Source organism: Sphingobacterium multivorum (assembly GCF_039511225.1).
Taxonomy (GTDB): domain Bacteria; phylum Bacteroidota; class Bacteroidia; order Sphingobacteriales; family Sphingobacteriaceae; genus Sphingobacterium.
Map to the genome: position 1 here is coordinate 4,330,624 of NZ_CP154261.1, position 16,109 is coordinate 4,346,732.

The 16,109-nt window shown below is 42.4% G+C and carries 13 protein-coding genes; 6 read left to right on the top strand and 7 right to left on the bottom strand.

The window, feature by feature from the left end; genetic code table 11:
- The first annotated feature begins 86 nt into the window (after nt 1-86).
- Complete coding sequence (locus tag AAH582_RS17935; protein ID WP_343319297.1) at nt 87-965, top strand: AraC family transcriptional regulator; 879 nt, start codon at nt 87-89, stop codon at nt 963-965.
- A gap of 70 nt (nt 966-1,035) precedes the next feature.
- Here the strand turns inward: AAH582_RS17935 and AAH582_RS17940 are convergent, their stop codons facing one another.
- The 3 genes from AAH582_RS17940 to AAH582_RS17950 are packed head-to-tail and all read right to left on the bottom strand — an operon-like array spanning nt 1,036 to nt 6,680.
- Nucleotides 1,036-1,587, bottom strand: coding sequence for a DUF5018-related domain-containing protein (locus AAH582_RS17940; protein ID WP_343319300.1), 552 nt, complete (start codon nt 1,585-1,587; stop codon nt 1,036-1,038).
- 31 nt (nt 1,588-1,618) lie between these two features.
- A complete protein-coding gene (locus AAH582_RS17945) occupies nt 1,619-3,487 on the bottom strand; it encodes a RagB/SusD family nutrient uptake outer membrane protein (protein ID WP_343319302.1) in 1,869 nt (622 codons plus the stop codon).
- 16 nt (nt 3,488-3,503) lie between these two features.
- Complete coding sequence (locus tag AAH582_RS17950) at nt 3,504-6,680, bottom strand: SusC/RagA family TonB-linked outer membrane protein (RefSeq protein WP_343319305.1); 3,177 nt, start codon at nt 6,678-6,680, stop codon at nt 3,504-3,506.
- 393 nt (nt 6,681-7,073) lie between these two features.
- Between AAH582_RS17950 and AAH582_RS17955 the strand changes: the two genes are divergently transcribed.
- Entirely contained in the window at nt 7,074-7,424 is a 351-nt protein-coding gene (locus AAH582_RS17955) for a lipocalin-like domain-containing protein (RefSeq protein WP_046675222.1), read from the top strand.
- A 185-nt stretch (nt 7,425-7,609) separates the two neighbouring features.
- On the opposite strand, the gene AAH582_RS17960 is transcribed toward AAH582_RS17955, so the two are convergent.
- Nucleotides 7,610-9,859 carry an alpha-L-fucosidase gene (locus AAH582_RS17960; RefSeq protein WP_343319308.1) on the bottom strand — a complete coding sequence of 750 codons (2,250 nt, stop codon included), beginning with the start codon at nt 9,857-9,859 and terminating at the stop codon, nt 7,610-7,612.
- Between the two features lie 337 nt (nt 9,860-10,196).
- Nucleotides 10,197-11,678, bottom strand: coding sequence for a TlpA family protein disulfide reductase (locus AAH582_RS17965; RefSeq protein ID WP_343319310.1), 1,482 nt, complete (start codon nt 11,676-11,678; stop codon nt 10,197-10,199).
- Nucleotides 11,679-12,273: 595 nt separating this feature from the next.
- Here AAH582_RS17965 and AAH582_RS17970 point away from each other — a divergent pair.
- The 3 genes from AAH582_RS17970 to AAH582_RS17980 all read left to right on the top strand — a co-directional run bounded on the left by AAH582_RS17970 (nt 12,274) and on the right by AAH582_RS17980 (nt 13,789).
- On the top strand, nt 12,274-12,456 hold the full coding sequence (locus AAH582_RS17970; RefSeq protein ID WP_046675220.1) for a hypothetical protein: 183 nt from the start codon (nt 12,274-12,276) through the stop codon (nt 12,454-12,456).
- Nucleotides 12,457-12,501: 45 nt separating this feature from the next.
- Entirely contained in the window at nt 12,502-13,230 is a 729-nt protein-coding gene (locus AAH582_RS17975) for a PRC-barrel domain-containing protein (protein WP_046675219.1), read from the top strand.
- Nucleotides 13,231-13,630: 400 nt separating this feature from the next.
- Nucleotides 13,631-13,789: a hypothetical protein gene (locus tag AAH582_RS17980; RefSeq protein ID WP_156167705.1), complete on the top strand. Its 159-nt coding sequence runs from the start codon at nt 13,631-13,633 to the stop codon at nt 13,787-13,789.
- Nucleotides 13,790-13,954: 165 nt separating this feature from the next.
- Here AAH582_RS17980 and AAH582_RS17985 read toward each other — a convergent pair whose 3' ends face one another.
- Complete coding sequence (locus tag AAH582_RS17985; protein ID WP_046675215.1) at nt 13,955-14,140, bottom strand: CsbD family protein; 186 nt, start codon at nt 14,138-14,140, stop codon at nt 13,955-13,957.
- 96 nt (nt 14,141-14,236) lie between these two features.
- Nucleotides 14,237-15,220, bottom strand: coding sequence for a YihY/virulence factor BrkB family protein (locus tag AAH582_RS17990; protein WP_046675548.1), 984 nt, complete (start codon nt 15,218-15,220; stop codon nt 14,237-14,239).
- A gap of 306 nt (nt 15,221-15,526) precedes the next feature.
- Here AAH582_RS17990 and AAH582_RS17995 point away from each other — a divergent pair, with 306 nt between their 5' ends.
- A complete protein-coding gene (locus AAH582_RS17995; RefSeq protein ID WP_343319322.1) occupies nt 15,527-15,988 on the top strand; it encodes a PA2169 family four-helix-bundle protein in 462 nt (153 codons plus the stop codon).
- Nucleotides 15,989-16,109 lie beyond the last annotated feature (121 nt).

A 16,109-nucleotide genomic window follows, 5' to 3' on the forward strand; every position in this document is an offset into this window, starting at 1 on the left:
ATAGAAGACATTGAAATATTATTAAGTGAATATTGTTTGATATATGTGTAAATACTGTATTTTTGCAGTAACCAATTTAGCTATGTATGAACAAATTATCCAAACCCCAATTTATTGAGCTTACTCCGCCTAGCGAAAAAACAATCCATGTTAAATTGGTCGATCAGGAATTTTTGAGCAATCCGTTGCACTTTCACGAGCTCTGTGAGCTGGTGCTGATCGTGGAAAGTTTCGGCAAGCGCATTGTGGGCAACAATGTAGCGACCTTTACAGAAGGAGACCTGGTCTTGATGGGTCCCAATATTCCCCATATCTGGCGCAACGACAATTTATTTCTACAGCAGGATAATGATTTGCGTGCCCGCGCCATCGTTGTCTATTTTCCGGCAGATTTCTTACTTCGTCTGACCGACGAACATCAAACCATCCAGGCCATGCAGCAATTTATCCGCAAGGCGCAGCGCGGACTTCGTTTTTATGGCGAAACACGCGACAAGGCACAACGCTTAATGGAAAAACTCAGTGATAAAGAAGGATTTTCGAAAATAATCGAATTCCTCAACCTAATTCAGTTGCTACAGGAAACAGCCGAATTTGAAAATTTGGCTTCCGACGGTTATCGCCCCACTTTCAGTGAGCAGGAGACCCAGCGCATCAATAAGGTTTACCTCTACGTGATGAGCAACTTTAAGGAGGAGGTTAATCTACAAGTTGCCAGCGACATGCTCAATATGACACCCAACGCTTTCTGTCGCTTTTTTAAACGGCATACCCAGAAACCCTTTTCTCGTTTTGTCAATGAAATGCGCATTGGTCATGCCTGTAAACTGCTGATGGATCGGACACTCAGCATATCGGAGATTTGCTACGAATGTGGTTATCAAAATCTGACCAACTTCAATAAGTTTTTTAAATCCATTATGAACAAAACACCACGCGAGTTTCGTAAAGAGATGGATCTGTAGCCACAACTAACAAGGAAGGCTGTACAAAAGTACAGCCCTCTCCCACCAATTTACTGAAACTAACACCTATTTAAAAACCTTTTATTGTTTTCAGCGTATAATCTTGGACGTCACCATTCGCTGCTGTCACCCGATACATTCTATCCTGTGAAAAATCGCCTGGCTTACCCAATACTGGAGCTCCATTGAGCGGCGAAACCACCGAAACATCCGACACGGTGATCGTAACCCACAGATTAGCAAGTTGATCTTTTTGAATTCGTTTTTTAAACTCATCGAATAACATCTGCTTGGTGACGGATCCCGAAGGCCCTGCCTTCTTAACAGAATTGATATCGTACGAAATCGTAGACGTATATCCTTTTTGTCCATTTGTATCAAAAGCTACCGCCGTATTCTTAAAAACGACCTCACAGACCCGATCAGGCTCAATCTCCTGCATGGGAGTTCCTTTCTGTATGGTATCATTATATAGAAAGCGGTATGAATAACTTACTGCAGTCAATTTGTTGTCCGGCGAATTTGGCAGTTCTTCATAGCCCTTTTTCAAACAACTTCCCATCACCATGAGCGTCAGTGCGCCGAGTAAAATACGCCCTATTTTGTAATTTATTTTATGCATAATCAATTTCATTATATCTGTATACCAGTTTTTATTCCCATCCCGGATTTTGCTTCACACCCGATTTCAAGCGGAATGTTTCGTTGATTGGCATCAAGTACCTTTTGGCAGAGAATCGAGCTTCCCCAACGACATTATTGTCTTCAAAAAAAGAATAGGATTTACCATCTCTCGAAATTCGAATACCCCGTAAAGCGCCCTGCAATTCAGGGATGACAAATCCCGAACCTACATAAGCTCCATCACGCAGACCACCCGACGTGCGCATTCCCCAACGCAACAGCGACCAATACCGATCGTTATTTTCGTAAACCATCTCCACATTGCGTTCTCTTTTATAGGCTTCAAAAAGCGAATTTCCCCAGCTGTTGCCCGAAAGTGTATTTAAATACTGATTGACACTACTTTCAGAAAAACCACCATGCCGTACCATGGTTGGCAGCATGTATTTTTTTGCATTGGCAAAGTCCCCTTTCATGAGATAAGCTTCGGCCATATTGAGATAAGCCTCACCATAACGGAGCACTGAAAATACATAGTCCAATTTTTGGTCAGATGGTGAAGGTAAGCTCACTATATTATCGTAAAAATACTTGACCATCGCATAACCCGTACTGGAATTATAATTTTCGGTATTTCCGGACTGGTATCCATATTCTTGTACCGAACCTTCATTAATTTTGCTATTGGCATTGCTCACATTTCCGTCCCTTCTAAAAAACACACGTACCTGATTGTTGAAATACATACAGCTATCATAGAGTATCGTTGCATAAAAGCGTTGGTCTCTTTTCTTCGTGTTGGAGAAATACATTTTCTCGTCTACATTTTTACCTGTCGTTACATAACTGGCATTATTCCATGATTTCAACTGTCCATCTACATCCGAGACCAGATAGTCATCGACCAGGTCCTGCGTTGGCCATGAACCGCCATCCATCCCCCAAAAGTTCATCGTGACATTGATTGGAAAGTTAGCTTTGGCATAAGCCGAAAACTTACCCGTGGACCAAAGCCCCTGATATTGCATAGGCACATCATAGAGAGAGGTATTTGTTTTGTTACGATCTCGGGTCAGGATAAACTCGGTGGCCGTAACTGCAGTTTCATAGGATCGAAACATGTTGTAGTAAGGACTTAGTTGCGTCCCGCTATTGCTGAGCCCCAATGCCTCTCCCGACTGGATCACTTTGTCATAATACCCGCTATTTGCTGCCCCTCCATCTACATAGGCAGCAGCCTGCAAGCCTACCCGCATGATCAGGGCATTTGCAGCCTTGGCAGTAGCTCGTCCCCTTTCGGCTGTTGCCGGAAGAGCCGCCGCTGCTTTTTGAAGATCAGCCAGCATAAAATCGTACGTTTCCTTGGCTGAACTTCTCGGAATCTGAAGATCATCATCCAGTGTCAACACTTTATCAATCAGTTGCAGCCCGCCATACAGTTTAGCATACACAAAGTAGTGCGCAGCTCTTAAAAAATATAATTCCCCTAAACTTCTATTTTTAAATTCACTCGAGAAAGTCGTGCTTGTTTCAATATTGGCTATTGCCGAATTGATACGCCACAAAAGTGAATAATTTAACCAGCCATAATTATCTGATTTTAGCATGAGTTCGGCTCTTTCTTTTGTCCAAAAGGCACCGTTTAGCGTACCCACCATCACATTTTTAGTGGTCCCTTCCGACCTTGCCGAATAAGGATGTGCATAGCCCGACATCCAGGCATCGGTTCCCAATACGTCAGCATATACCTGATAAATATAAGCTGTTGTCAAATTTTCACTATTCCAGGTCTGCTCACCAGTAATCTTATCGTATGGTGTCGTTTCCAAAAACTCTTTACAGGAAGAGAAGAACATCACCGTCATGCCCAGCATCCCTATTATCAAACGTTTTTTCATAAATTTTCTTTGTTAATTAAAATCCCAATAAAAATCCCGCGGAGTAAGTTCGCATCATTGGATATGCGTAGCCATCAAAAGTGTTGGATTCGGGATCACCATATTTGACTGATGGACCAAATGCCAACAAGTTTACACCCGAGACAAAAAGGGTCAAGTTGTTCATCCATTGCTGTGACTTCATGATCGAATATTTGAAATCATAGGATAGTGTTAAAGATTTCAATCGAACATAATAGGTATTGCGGGCCCAGAAGTCTGAGGACGAATAGTTATTGTTATTGTTCAAACTCGCGTTGCCGGGTCTTGGCATCGTCGCATTCGGATTAGATGGCGACCAATTGTCGTTCTGAAACTGAAAGTCCAGGCGTCGTTCGCCTTCGGAACCCATGGCCACATTGGAGAAGTAATTTTGTTTCATCCCTGTTCCCTGAATGGTAGATTGCACATTGAAGCCTTTGTAACTTACGCCCAGATCTACCCCGTAAACGAAAGTGGGACTCGAATTATGTCCATAACGCACCTGATCCTGCCCATCAATCTTACCATCGCCATTGACATCTTGGTACCAGAGATCCCCAGGCCTAAGATCGGTAGAAGTTTCGCGTTTGGGATTATTCAGAATATCCTGTGGATTCGTATAGAACTGCGCCCCCACATAACCAGTACCCACGTAGCCATAGTAATTACCCTGTTGACGAATCCGCGGATTAGCCAAAGTGACACTGTCCTCATTAGTTTTAAAGGCAAACGATTTATAATAGGTAAAGTTAAATCCAGCGTTAAAATCGACGTTGCCAATCTTGTCTTTGTATTTGATAAAACCATCAAGTCCTTCTTTCCGGTCTTCGGCATCGGTCACCACCAGCGGAAGTGTATACCCGATTGGATCTGTATAGCGATAGGAATTATCGGCGGCGAGATAACCTTTGGTCTTTTCAAAGAAATAGTCCAATGCACCATCGACCTTATTTCCAAATAGGGCAAAATCTGCTCCTATATTGTATTTCGAACGCGTATACCAAGTCATATTTATACTTGGCTGTGCACCAGGAGTAACTGTATTGACCAACTTCCCATCCACCACATAACCATTTGTATTGTAGTTGTAGGTGGCGAGATAAGCATATGCCCAGTGATCCGCATCATTGAGACCAATTTGCCCGTAAGAGCCCCTCAGCTTCAAATAAGTCAAGACATTTTTGGCCTTTATATCTTTGAAGAAGTTTTCCTCAGACAGCGCCCAACCAACAGAAAATGAAGGGAAGAAACCCCATCTTTTGGTCGATATAAAATTGTCGGAACCGTCATAACGTCCGGCAAAATCAAAAATATAACGCTGTTTATAATCATAGTGAAACTTACCCACATAACCCATCCACGCCTGTTTGCCTTCGGTATTGCTCGCTGTGATCAACTCTGCATCACCTTTTTGGATCTGCTTGATCGCTGTCGTGTAAAAGCCCCGGGAGCCCGCATTCAGGGCATTACTATAATACTGACGCATGTTTTGAACCAGGGTTGCTTCCACATTGTGACCATCACCAAATGTCCGCCGATAATCGGCTCTGAAATTGACGTCAAAGTTCTGGGTCATGTAAGAAGAACGTCCGACACTAATATTTGTAGGATCTTCTTTTGTGGCATTCCCCTGTTCATCGTAATAGGTAGCCGTTTCGACCCAGTCTACACGATCCTGAGATTCGATGTTAAAATTCCCATTAAATCCGAGGCTCAATCCTTCGACCCATGGGACGTTCCAGTTGAGTGCCCCCGATAGTTGATTATACACCGTCTTTAACTTGATATAACCGGGGCTCAACAGTGCCAAAGCTGGATTGTCAAACTGGTTGGATATCTGGCCGCTGGATGTAAAAGGTTTTTCAAAAGGATTACGATCACGTAGCCTACTATAGATTGTATAGGCACTTGCCGGGGGATAATCCTCATTTCGGATGTATCCATTGACATTGAAATCGAGTTTCAGTCCGATTTTATCGAAGTTGCTCGACACATTACTCCGATAAGTATACCGGTGATAATTTAGTGATTTGGCTTTATAAATACCCTCTTGACTAAAGGCGTTGAGGCTACCAAAGAAACGCAGTTTTTCACTACCCCCGTTCAGCGAAAGCGTATGGTCTTGTTGCGGCACAAACCTACGCGTCAACTCTTTTTCCCAGTTGGTAAAGTTACTGAGATTGTTTTTGATATCCTCCATTTCTTCCGTCGTCTTGAAGGAGTTAATTCCCATTCCCAAAGCCTGATTCAGGTTGTTGATCGCTGTGGCATATTGATAGGCATCCATGCGTTTGGTTTGGTAGGAAGGGGTATTAAAGCCAAAGTTTGCCTGATAGTTGACATTGAGTTTACCCGAATCGCCCTGTTTGGTGGTAATCAGCACAACCCCATTTCCGGCATTCATCCCATACACTGCTGTTGAGGCCGCATCTTTCAAAATCGTCATCGATTTGATATCCGCTTTATTGAGGCTAAAAAACTGCTGTTGTGTAGAGATAAATCCATCAATTACATAAAGCGGTGTGCCATTGCCACGAATGGAAATACTAGCACCATTTTGCCCCGGTTCGGCCGAGCCTTGCTGCACAATCACTCCGGGAATTCTTCCCTGCAAAGCCGATCCCATGTCTCCAAAGGGCAAATTTTCAATTGTTTTCGCATCAAAAGAAGCGATGGCAGTAGAGTTTTTCTTCACACTGGTCGTACCAAAACCAACCACAACGACCTGATCCAAGGCGATATCATTATCATCTAAGACAATTTCTACGTTCTTTTGCGTCCCGTTAACAGAGATTTCTAGATTTCTATAATTTACATGGCGAACAATCAAGGTCGAGCGGTCAGCTACACGGATGGAAAAGTGGCCTTCATCGTCAGTTTTTGTTCCGATTTTACTATCCTCTTTAGACAATATCGTTACACCAGACAGTCGTTCGCCTTTTTTATTCCGCACGGTGCCTTCGATCAGGACCGCTTGTGCCTTACTGTTCAATCCGCCTTTATAAGACCATTGGATGGCAAATATTTTTTCACTTTCGGGCCGTCCCTTGGCAAATGAATCCTGTCCATGGCAAATAGACATGACAAGTATCCCTACGCTCATTCCAGCCTTCAACAGGTCAAAATTGCCCATACGATCCCTAGGCTTTTTATTGGTCAACAGTTCTTTCATAAATAATAATAAGTTAGTTTATAATTCAGCATCGGTAAACGACGGCACCATGGATTCGCTTCGGTTTACAGCGCTATTATTAACCAAAATTATTACAGATTGAATGGAGAAACTAAAACTTGAAAATCAATTATTAAAACTATTTTACCCCATTTAAGACTCAGTTATTCAATAAAATACGAAATCAAAAAGCCACATCAACAGGATATTGATGTGGCCTTTTGATTAGCTAAAGACAGCAGTAACTCTCGTCCCTATTTGCTATTCGCTTTCAGTATAAATTTATGAACATCGATTTATCCCAAATTTAATTTTAATGAGACAAATGTCGCTCTGAAATGCGCCAATATTTACTACATTTAAGGTATACTTTACACCGCAATCAAACACAACATGAAAACACTCGTAACACTTATTTTGGTCCTTTGTTCCTTTGCAGGCTATAGCCAGACCGCCAAAGAACTTATCGGGAAATGGAAATTAGTCAAACAGACAAACGTCGATGGCGTTGTGTCTACACCGAAGGACACTTATCAGGTGTTTATGGAGGATGGAAAATTTCAGGGTATCCACAATGGTGATTCCCGTAATGGAAAATGGAAACTTTCCGAAGACAATAAAATACTTACCGTTAAAATAAGCATCATCTCCATCAAATTTAAGGTAGAATCCTTTGACGACAAGAAACGTGTCATCAGCAGCGATAAAACCGGTACGCTGGAATATGAAAAAGTGCAGGAATAACAGCTTAAAATAATTCCTATCGGGAGCAATGCATTGAAAAGCCCGGCATGGATTTCCATGACCGGGCTTTTGTCTACTTTATCCTGAGCCATCGTCCATTCAACTACGCCTGTATAGGCATGACGGCTATTTTTTTGCACCCTAAATCAAGCATAGCTCCAGGTCCAAGGCGATTGACTCGATCATTATGGTATAAAAAAATCAAGCTCTGCTATGGCCAGTGACTGCGACTTCCCGGCAATGACCGTCGATTCTACCTTGACAAAACGTGCATTTTTTACATTTTTTAAGCGATAGGTACGCGTCGAGGGATCATTAATTAAATTGCCAAACTCAAAGCTGCCCGCATCTTCCCAATGCGTACCATCCAGACTTACAGAAAGTTTACCTGATTGCATCATGCCTTCCGCATTTTTACGCTGTGGGGTGTAGCTGAATGCAGCGATTGAATACGCCGTCCCCAGATCGATGACCAGCTCATGCACCGGGCCAGTGGCTTTCGATTGCCAGTATGAATCGGCCCGCTCGTCAAAAGCTTCACGACCATTTTTTCCATCGAGGGTACTGCTTGCAGCGACCAGATTCCAGCCGTGTTTAGGAATTCCCATTTCTTTCTGTGCTATGGCCCCTTTTGCGCCATCCATGTCGATTGCGATCGCTTTAATGTGTTTACCTTTACTTTCAAATGCACCGCTGTATTTCCGGGACGCTGCTGAAGGCATTGTACCATCTTCGGTGTAATAGATTTCAAAAGCGTTATTGAGATTTTTGAGAATATCCTCATGATGTGGTTTCCAGCCAAATTCGCTTTTTGCGGGATAAATGCTGATTTTACCCTCCATATCCCGAGCGATATCCAATTGCGGTGGTCGTGTAGGTACATAGTAAGCACCAAGACTAGCCAGCACCGGTGTTGCACGACTTGCCAATACGCGTAATCGAATGCGGTCTGTTTCTTGTGCCGGGAAGCGCAAAATGCGTTTGTACCCTACATTAGTAGCAGCTGCAACCTGATGCCATTTTCCGTCTTTCCAGATGTCAAGCGCATGCTGTTCAATACGTTCACCACTGCTGTGCACCGCTTCCTGAATCACCAAGCGGTTCAATTTAACTGGATGTGGAAAAGAAACGATCAGCTCACCTGTTTCGGCAGGAAATGCTTTATTCGTTTTATCATTATTGTCCAACAAGGATTTGTCCAGATTACTTCCGGTCAGCAGATTGTTTTTATAGCCCACTTCAATCCGCTCGCCAACAGCATGAAGCACATTTACATCTTCATCGGAGAAACGCCCCTCCCGATTGGGTGGAATATTTAAAAGGAATGTGGAATTACCGCCAACTGAACGTTCGTAAATATCGAAAACATCGTCTGCCGATCGCACTTTTTGATACACATCATCGCGGTAAAACCAGCCTTCCCGTATCGATGTATTGGTTTCGGCCTGCTGATAATGAAGAAATTTTGCGCTATATAACTTTTCCCTACTGCCCAGATCCTCATCCGTCAGATCACGGAAACCTTCCATTTTGACAGGATCCGCATCAAATGGGATCACATTCCACTCAGTGCTGCGTGTCTTGCCAGCCTCATTCCCACACCAGCGAATGTCCTCCTTACCAAAAACGACCGCTTTCGGCGCCAAATTGGAAATTAAATCCCGCCAGGCTGCGTAGTTATATTTCTGTCCACCTTTTGTTTTTGGATGTGCGCCATCAAACCATACTTCATGGATCGGGCCATATTCAGTCAGTAATTCAAAAAGCTGATTCAGAAAATAGGCATTATAATCGTCTACTTTATAGTGGAAAGTACGCTTATCTTTAAAGGGCCTCCCCGACACCTTTTCCGGTATCGTACGCTCTGTATAAACACTTTGATTCCCATAGAGCCCTTGCTCATTTTCAATCTGATAAAGATCTGCCGGAGAAAGATAAACTCCCAATTTGAGTCCATATTTTTTACAGGATTTTGAAAGATCTCTTAAAATATCGCCCTGTCCCTGCTGAAATCCCGTCGACATAATACCATGTTTTGTGTAGCGACTTTGCCAAAGGACGAAGCCATCGTGATGTTTGGCCGTAAAGATCACCTTTTTCATCCCGGCAGCTTTCATTGCAGCACACCACTGGTCGGTATCGAGATGCTTGAGGTCGAATATTTTTGGATCTTCTGTTCCGCTGCCCCATTCCATTCTGGTAAATGTATTGGGACCAAAGTGTATAAATGCGATGAATTCATCCTTTAAGGCCTCATACTGCTTGTCAGTCGGTATAATATGGACTGCCTTGGCAAGAATGTCTTTCTTACTATCCTGTGCATCAATAGCGTAGGTATTCTTAAAAACCAGTGCATTGGATTTCATTTGCTTCTGCGCATAGATAGGTGTAAAAAAACTACTCACACATAACGCAAACATCAATTTCCTTTTCATAATTCGTTACTATTCTAAAAAAGTTCACTCTAAACTTGGCAATGCCTCCCGGAAACAAATATATCAAACAGACTAATGTCACAAAGAGCACCATATGTTTAATTTTAGTAAACTTTTGTTTACAAATATATTAATCGGCGTAAAAATAGAAGATTTAAAAAAAAGCAAAAAGAAGATTATCGACCAATCATTGTACATTATCGACTTAAAATACAGCAAATCACCGATAAGTTACCGAAAAACAGGTCTCCAACGGCACATCGGATATCAGCTTTCCATAGTTGCCACTTTTTTATACAGATTCGGAGTCGAATACACCGCATGTACACCTTCTTCCTTAGTTGTTTAGGGCCTTTTCTATCCAGGATTTGGCGACCACAGCCTGATTCTCCGGAGCCGTGGCACGGTCGGATAAGTTACCTGTTTTATCGAAAACGAGGTAACTTGGGATAGCGTTATTAAACTGTTTGATGATTGTTGCAAATTGTTTTTTATAGAGGTAATAGTGATCGCCTTTGAGCAGATCTGTAAATTCCTGAAATTTTTTGCGATCAGAGCTTTCATCCGTCACATATACAAATACGACATCATCCCGATTGCTATACTGATTCTTGACCTTTTCCATTTCTGAAAAAGATGCGATGCAGGGGCCACACCAGGTCGCCCAAAGATCGATCACAACGACTTTTCCCCGATAGGGCTTGATCAGTTCTTCAAGGACATCTTCCTTATCGGCGACAAAAGGAAACATAGAGACCTTTGCCATGGACCTTTGTTTTCGGAGTGCATTTTGCTCGTCCTGATAAAGAAGGTATTCGACCAGATCTTTTATGGTAAAACTATGTGTAATGTCGTACTTATTTTGCACGCTTAATTGATAGCCCTTATTCATTTTTTGGACAAAAGCACTGGCTGTGGCCATCTCATAAAACAGCGTTCCATCCTGTTTAAAAATGGGGGCCAGGTGCTGTTGCAGCTGCTCTCTGAAAGCTATGGGGCCAACCTCGGTAATATCCGGAAGATGCAACAGCGAGTCCTGCAGGATGGTCGCCTGAATGGCAGCATAAGCAGCAGAAAATAGACTCAGGGTATCCTGATATCTGGGGCTAAGGATTTCCTTGTAAAACGAAATATCCCGCTTTGGCACCAATGGAAACTGCGTAGAATCCAGTCCTGCCTTTTTATTGTGCTCGTAAATATCCGCATAATTTAAAAGAAAACTTGGTATCCGAAAACCTTCGACAATTTTGGCATAGTATTCCCTCAGAAATCCTGAAGTTGAGTCTGGAATCAGCTTTTTGGTCATTTCGTCTACCTTACCCAACTGATATATCATAAAATCATTCGCCGATTTAAAGGGTATTTTTTCATTTTTTTTATCCGCGGGATAGCGAAACAGGCCCATCAGCAATTTCTCCTGCTTCGCCGAATTGTCGAACACCTGCTTAAATGGTCCCTGGTAATGCAAGCTGCTGTTTCCGTCATTCGACATCGCAACAGTTAATGTGCCCACTTGCTTTGGTACAAGCAAAAAAGCGAGGTATTGGCCATTTAGCCTTAAATAAACCGACGAAGGGCCAAAGGAATAGGCCGATGCCATCCATGTAGAATCATTTACTTGTGTAAATGGCAGTGGCTTATCCTGCTGGAAAGGATTACTCATAAAAGGAATGCTCAAGTCAAGTTCTTTTACATTCGTATTACCCTTTAGCTTAATAACCAAAGATACAAAGCCGCTCGATAGCGATTGTCCCTGTGCAAAAGTATAACTCAGCAATACAAGGCACAGTACGATGACAAGATTAATTTTTTTGAGCATAAATCAGTATTTATAACGTACATCAGGTTTTTTATCTTTAAATTTAAATAATTTTTATAAATTATCAAATAGGATTATTTTATACGGGGATATTCAGTCGACGGAAACCAGTGACCGTTGGAGGACTTAAAACCATCTGCTGATTAAAAATTTAGGCGAGACAGCTCTTGGATGATCAGACAATAGCCGCCAACATAAAAAGGCTAGGTCAACCACGAACCTAGCCTTTACAAAAAACAATCCTTTAACCTCTGTTTATTTAACTAATTAATACATTTCCGATCAAAGAACAGTATCAGCGGAAAATCGTTTAAATTATTTTTCTTTTTTCTAAAGGCTGACCAAAAGCTGCGAAAGGAGTCCGGTCATCCACCACCAATCCACCCGAATCAATTCTGCTCCTCTTGCTTGTTAGGCTCCTGATCTACCAATGCCCTCGTCGTGGCCATGGCCGTTTCCGCCCCTCACTATTCCATTGCACTGTTGGGATGCAATTCATGAAAACAGCACAGTGAGAGCCCTTGCGAGGAAAGCGTCCGAAAAAAAAATTTCAAACGAAGCCATTTAAGGGTTGTTCTTTTTGAAAAAAGAATTTATGGCACATTTAGAAGTAAAACCTAGAAACGGAGCGCCCAAGTGGCTGTGGATCCTGCTTTCATTGATTGCATTGGCATTGGTACTGTATTTTGTGAACCGCTACAACAGCGACGACAGGCTACCTGAATCTACGCCCGACACAAGCATCAATAGTACCGCACCGCAACGGGATACCCTTTAAATCACTGTCACACATACGAATTGATAACGCAAAAAACTTGAAGACATGGCATTAGAAGAAAAAAACTATAATCATTTGATTGAACTCGGTGGAAGCGATTTTGAAATTGTCGATGGCGAACCTGATATCCGCGGCTGGAAAGTTAAAAATGAGGCCGGTCAGCTGATCGGCAGGGTCGATGATCTGCTCTTTGATCCTGAAAGCCAACAGGTCCGTTATATCATTGTTGATCTCAATGATGCCGAATTTGTTGTGGAAGACGATAAGAAAGTATTGGTGCCGATAGGCCTTGCGTCGCTCTACGACGGCACAAAGATTCAGGCGAGCAATGATGAAGCCTACCCCACCCCGCCCGTCGAACCCATCAATCATAGCGTGATCTTTACTGTAGATGAAATTCCCACGGAAGAACCCGCCACCGATTATTTGTATAATCCTGCCGATGATGGTGAAGTCGTGGTCATCTCCATTAGCGAAGATCAGGCTATCCGACTGCCGGCTTACCAACCTGATCAGCTCGATCCGGAGACGGAACTAAGCGTCCGGCATGTGTTTGAAGGAACCGGTGATGTGGGCTTTATCGTGAGCGCCAACAATTATGATCCAGCCGAATTTTACCAGCATTATCACTTTAGTGAAGATACGTTCTACAGCCGGGGACAGCAGACCGAAACTCTTCCTTCGGATCAGACGCAGCGTACGCGAAGGGTAGCTGCGCGCTATGACCAAAACAGGGGACATGAACCCGGCACAATCGATAACAACGAACTTTAGACAACAATATCGAAGATAATACTCATGCTGAGCGAAGCAATCAGGCTTAACTATTCAAGCTAAGCCTGATTATTTGCATACAGTAACGTTGCCTCAACCAATAGCTCTTGCCAAGACATATAACTCTTTCCGAAATCTTGCAACATTGTCCGAAAAATGACAACTCTTTCCCGAAATCTTGAGAAAATGTCCCAAATCTTGCAACTCGATCCGAAAAATACAACTATTACATGCCCCTGTAAATTTTCCAAACGTATTTGGTAAAGTATCGCGTTAGAAATACTCATTCAGCCGGTATTTTATAACCTATTGAACCATATGAACTACCTAAATTCACTTGCCTGCGCCTAAATCTGCATTAAAATTGCATGTTGTACTATGACATCAATATAAATCGGTTATGAAAACAAGCTATAAAATCGTCATTGAAAAGAACAGGCAAACCATCCGAAAGTATTATGAAAAATATAGCTGGTATAAGCTGGATCGTGAAGAGCTCACACAGGAACTGCTTATCCGGGGTGGCTTCCTAGCCATTCTGACCTGGCTACTGTGGTAAGCATTTGCGGTTAGGCTACGGCAGCTTATAAAAGCCATTTTCTATATAATAGGCACATTTCTTCTGAACATAGCTTCTATTGAGATTTAAATTGTTATACAGAAAACGCACATAAAAAAGGCGGATAGCATTGCTGCTATCCGCCTTTACCCTGAAAACACTATTCTACAAACCGTTCAACCAGCTATTCACCTCATCTTGTGTCTTACCTGTTTTCTTTTGAAGTTTACCCACCAACTCATCTTCTTTGCCTTCTGCATATAGTAAATCATCATCTGTAAGGTCTGCATATTGCTGTTTAACCTTACCTTTAATTTCGTTCCAACGACCTTTCCAAGTTAATTCGCTCATAATAATTTCCTTTCGTTTTTTATAGATATAACAGCCTGCAGCTGGAATCGTTTAAAAAAAAATGTTATCAAATGTTAAAAAATAGTCGCGACAATTTTACGTTGTTTTATCAATGGTGTTTTCCTCGGAATCAAGTGGTGCCGGTGGAATTTCATCCACATTTCGCTCGATTTCCTGCGTCTCCACATGCACCGCGAATTCTGAAGGTTCAATCGGTATTTCCATTTCCGTCGCATACTCCCGCGTAAAAATCGCACCGAAATAGAGAATCGCTGCAGTATAATATACCCACAGCAGGATGAGCACAAAGGAACCCGCCGCACCGTAGGTATCCTGCGTGGCCGAACGTTCTAAATAGATGCCGATCAGGTAACGACCGATAACAAATAATATAGCCGTAAATAGCGCGCCCGCCCGAACAGTTTTCCATTGAATATTGACATCGGGCAAGGTTTTAAAGATCACGCTAAAGAGGACGACGATAACCACAAAGGAGATGACAAAATTGATCAGGTTCATCAGCACGACCGTTATTTCCGGAAAGTACCGCTGCAGCTGACCTGTCAAGGCCAAGATTATCCCATTAACAATCAAGGTGACCACCAACAGGAAGCCCAGTCCAATAACGAGCGAGGAGGATAGCAGTCGGTCCTGAATCAGTTTTAACCAGCCCTTTTTTGGTTTTGGGCGCACATGCCATATTTTATTGATGGAGTTTTGCATATCGCCGAAAACCGTAGTTGCCCCGATAATCAGGGTCACCAAGCTGATCACCAACGCCATATTGGATTTGCCCGACAGCTGGAGGTTCTGAATGACCTCTTCAATCTGTTTGGCGGCGCTATTGCCCACCAAACCGTTCAGTTCGGCAAAAACCTTTCCCTGAATGGCTTCGGCACCATAAAATATACCGGCTAGTGCGATCATCAATACCAATATGGGACCAATGGAAAAAACCGTATAATACGATAATGAAGCACTATATTTCATGGAGTCTTCATTAATAAATCCCGATACTGTATTTTTCAGTATGGTCCAATAGGTCTGTAGTCTGCTTTTCTTTTCCTTTTTAACATCCATTGCTCTCGTGCTTTTTAATCGTTATTGTTCAAAATCTATCTTGTTTTCCAAGAAAGAAACTCTTAAATAGGACAGAACGTTTGTTTTTTTAAGAAAATAAAGTCTACATTATACATTTTCCGCTTGGGCAGGAGTCTAGCTTATGCGTACAAATTGGAATTAAGTCTGCTTAAAATCAAGCAGTAAGCCGCTACAAATTATCATAAAAGAAATAAAGACAAACTAATGATTAATCTTCCTTGTTCCTCTTAAAAACAGCATTTAAGATTAAAACAGCATAAAGATTAAAAATAGTATAACGAAAAGATGAAAAGTAATCAGAACGACCCCAATATTTTAAATGACCTTATTAAAATCAATAATGACCGCATCGAAGGATACAAGCTGGCGGTTGATCTGGCCAACGAGCAGGGTGAAGGTGCCCGGGAGGCTGTTTTTAACCAGCTCGCTGCGCAGTCTGAAAAATTTATTACTGAACTCAGTCCGCTGGTTGAGTTTGCCGGTCAATACGCCACGGATCGGACGAAACTGAGCGGCGAACTTTTCCGGCTGTGGATGGTGATCAAATCCAAATTATCGGGCGGCAATATGCAGTCTTTGTTGGAGCAATGTGAGCGGGGTGAGGCGGCTTTCCGTGAAGTTTATGAAAAAGCGCTAGCGGAGGAAAACAAGCTATCCGTTGGGGCCAAAAACCTGATCCAAATACAGCTCAGCCAGCAGCGCGAAGCCCATGAAAATATTAAAATCCTGTGTAACGGCAGCAAGTAGAATGTGAATACACAAATTTAAGCTATTGACATCCTGAAAATTTTAATTTTCAGTGGTCTTCTTGCAAATATAGTATAGAAAGCTTATTACCAGCTTCGAGTTGCGGCCAATATGTGAAAAC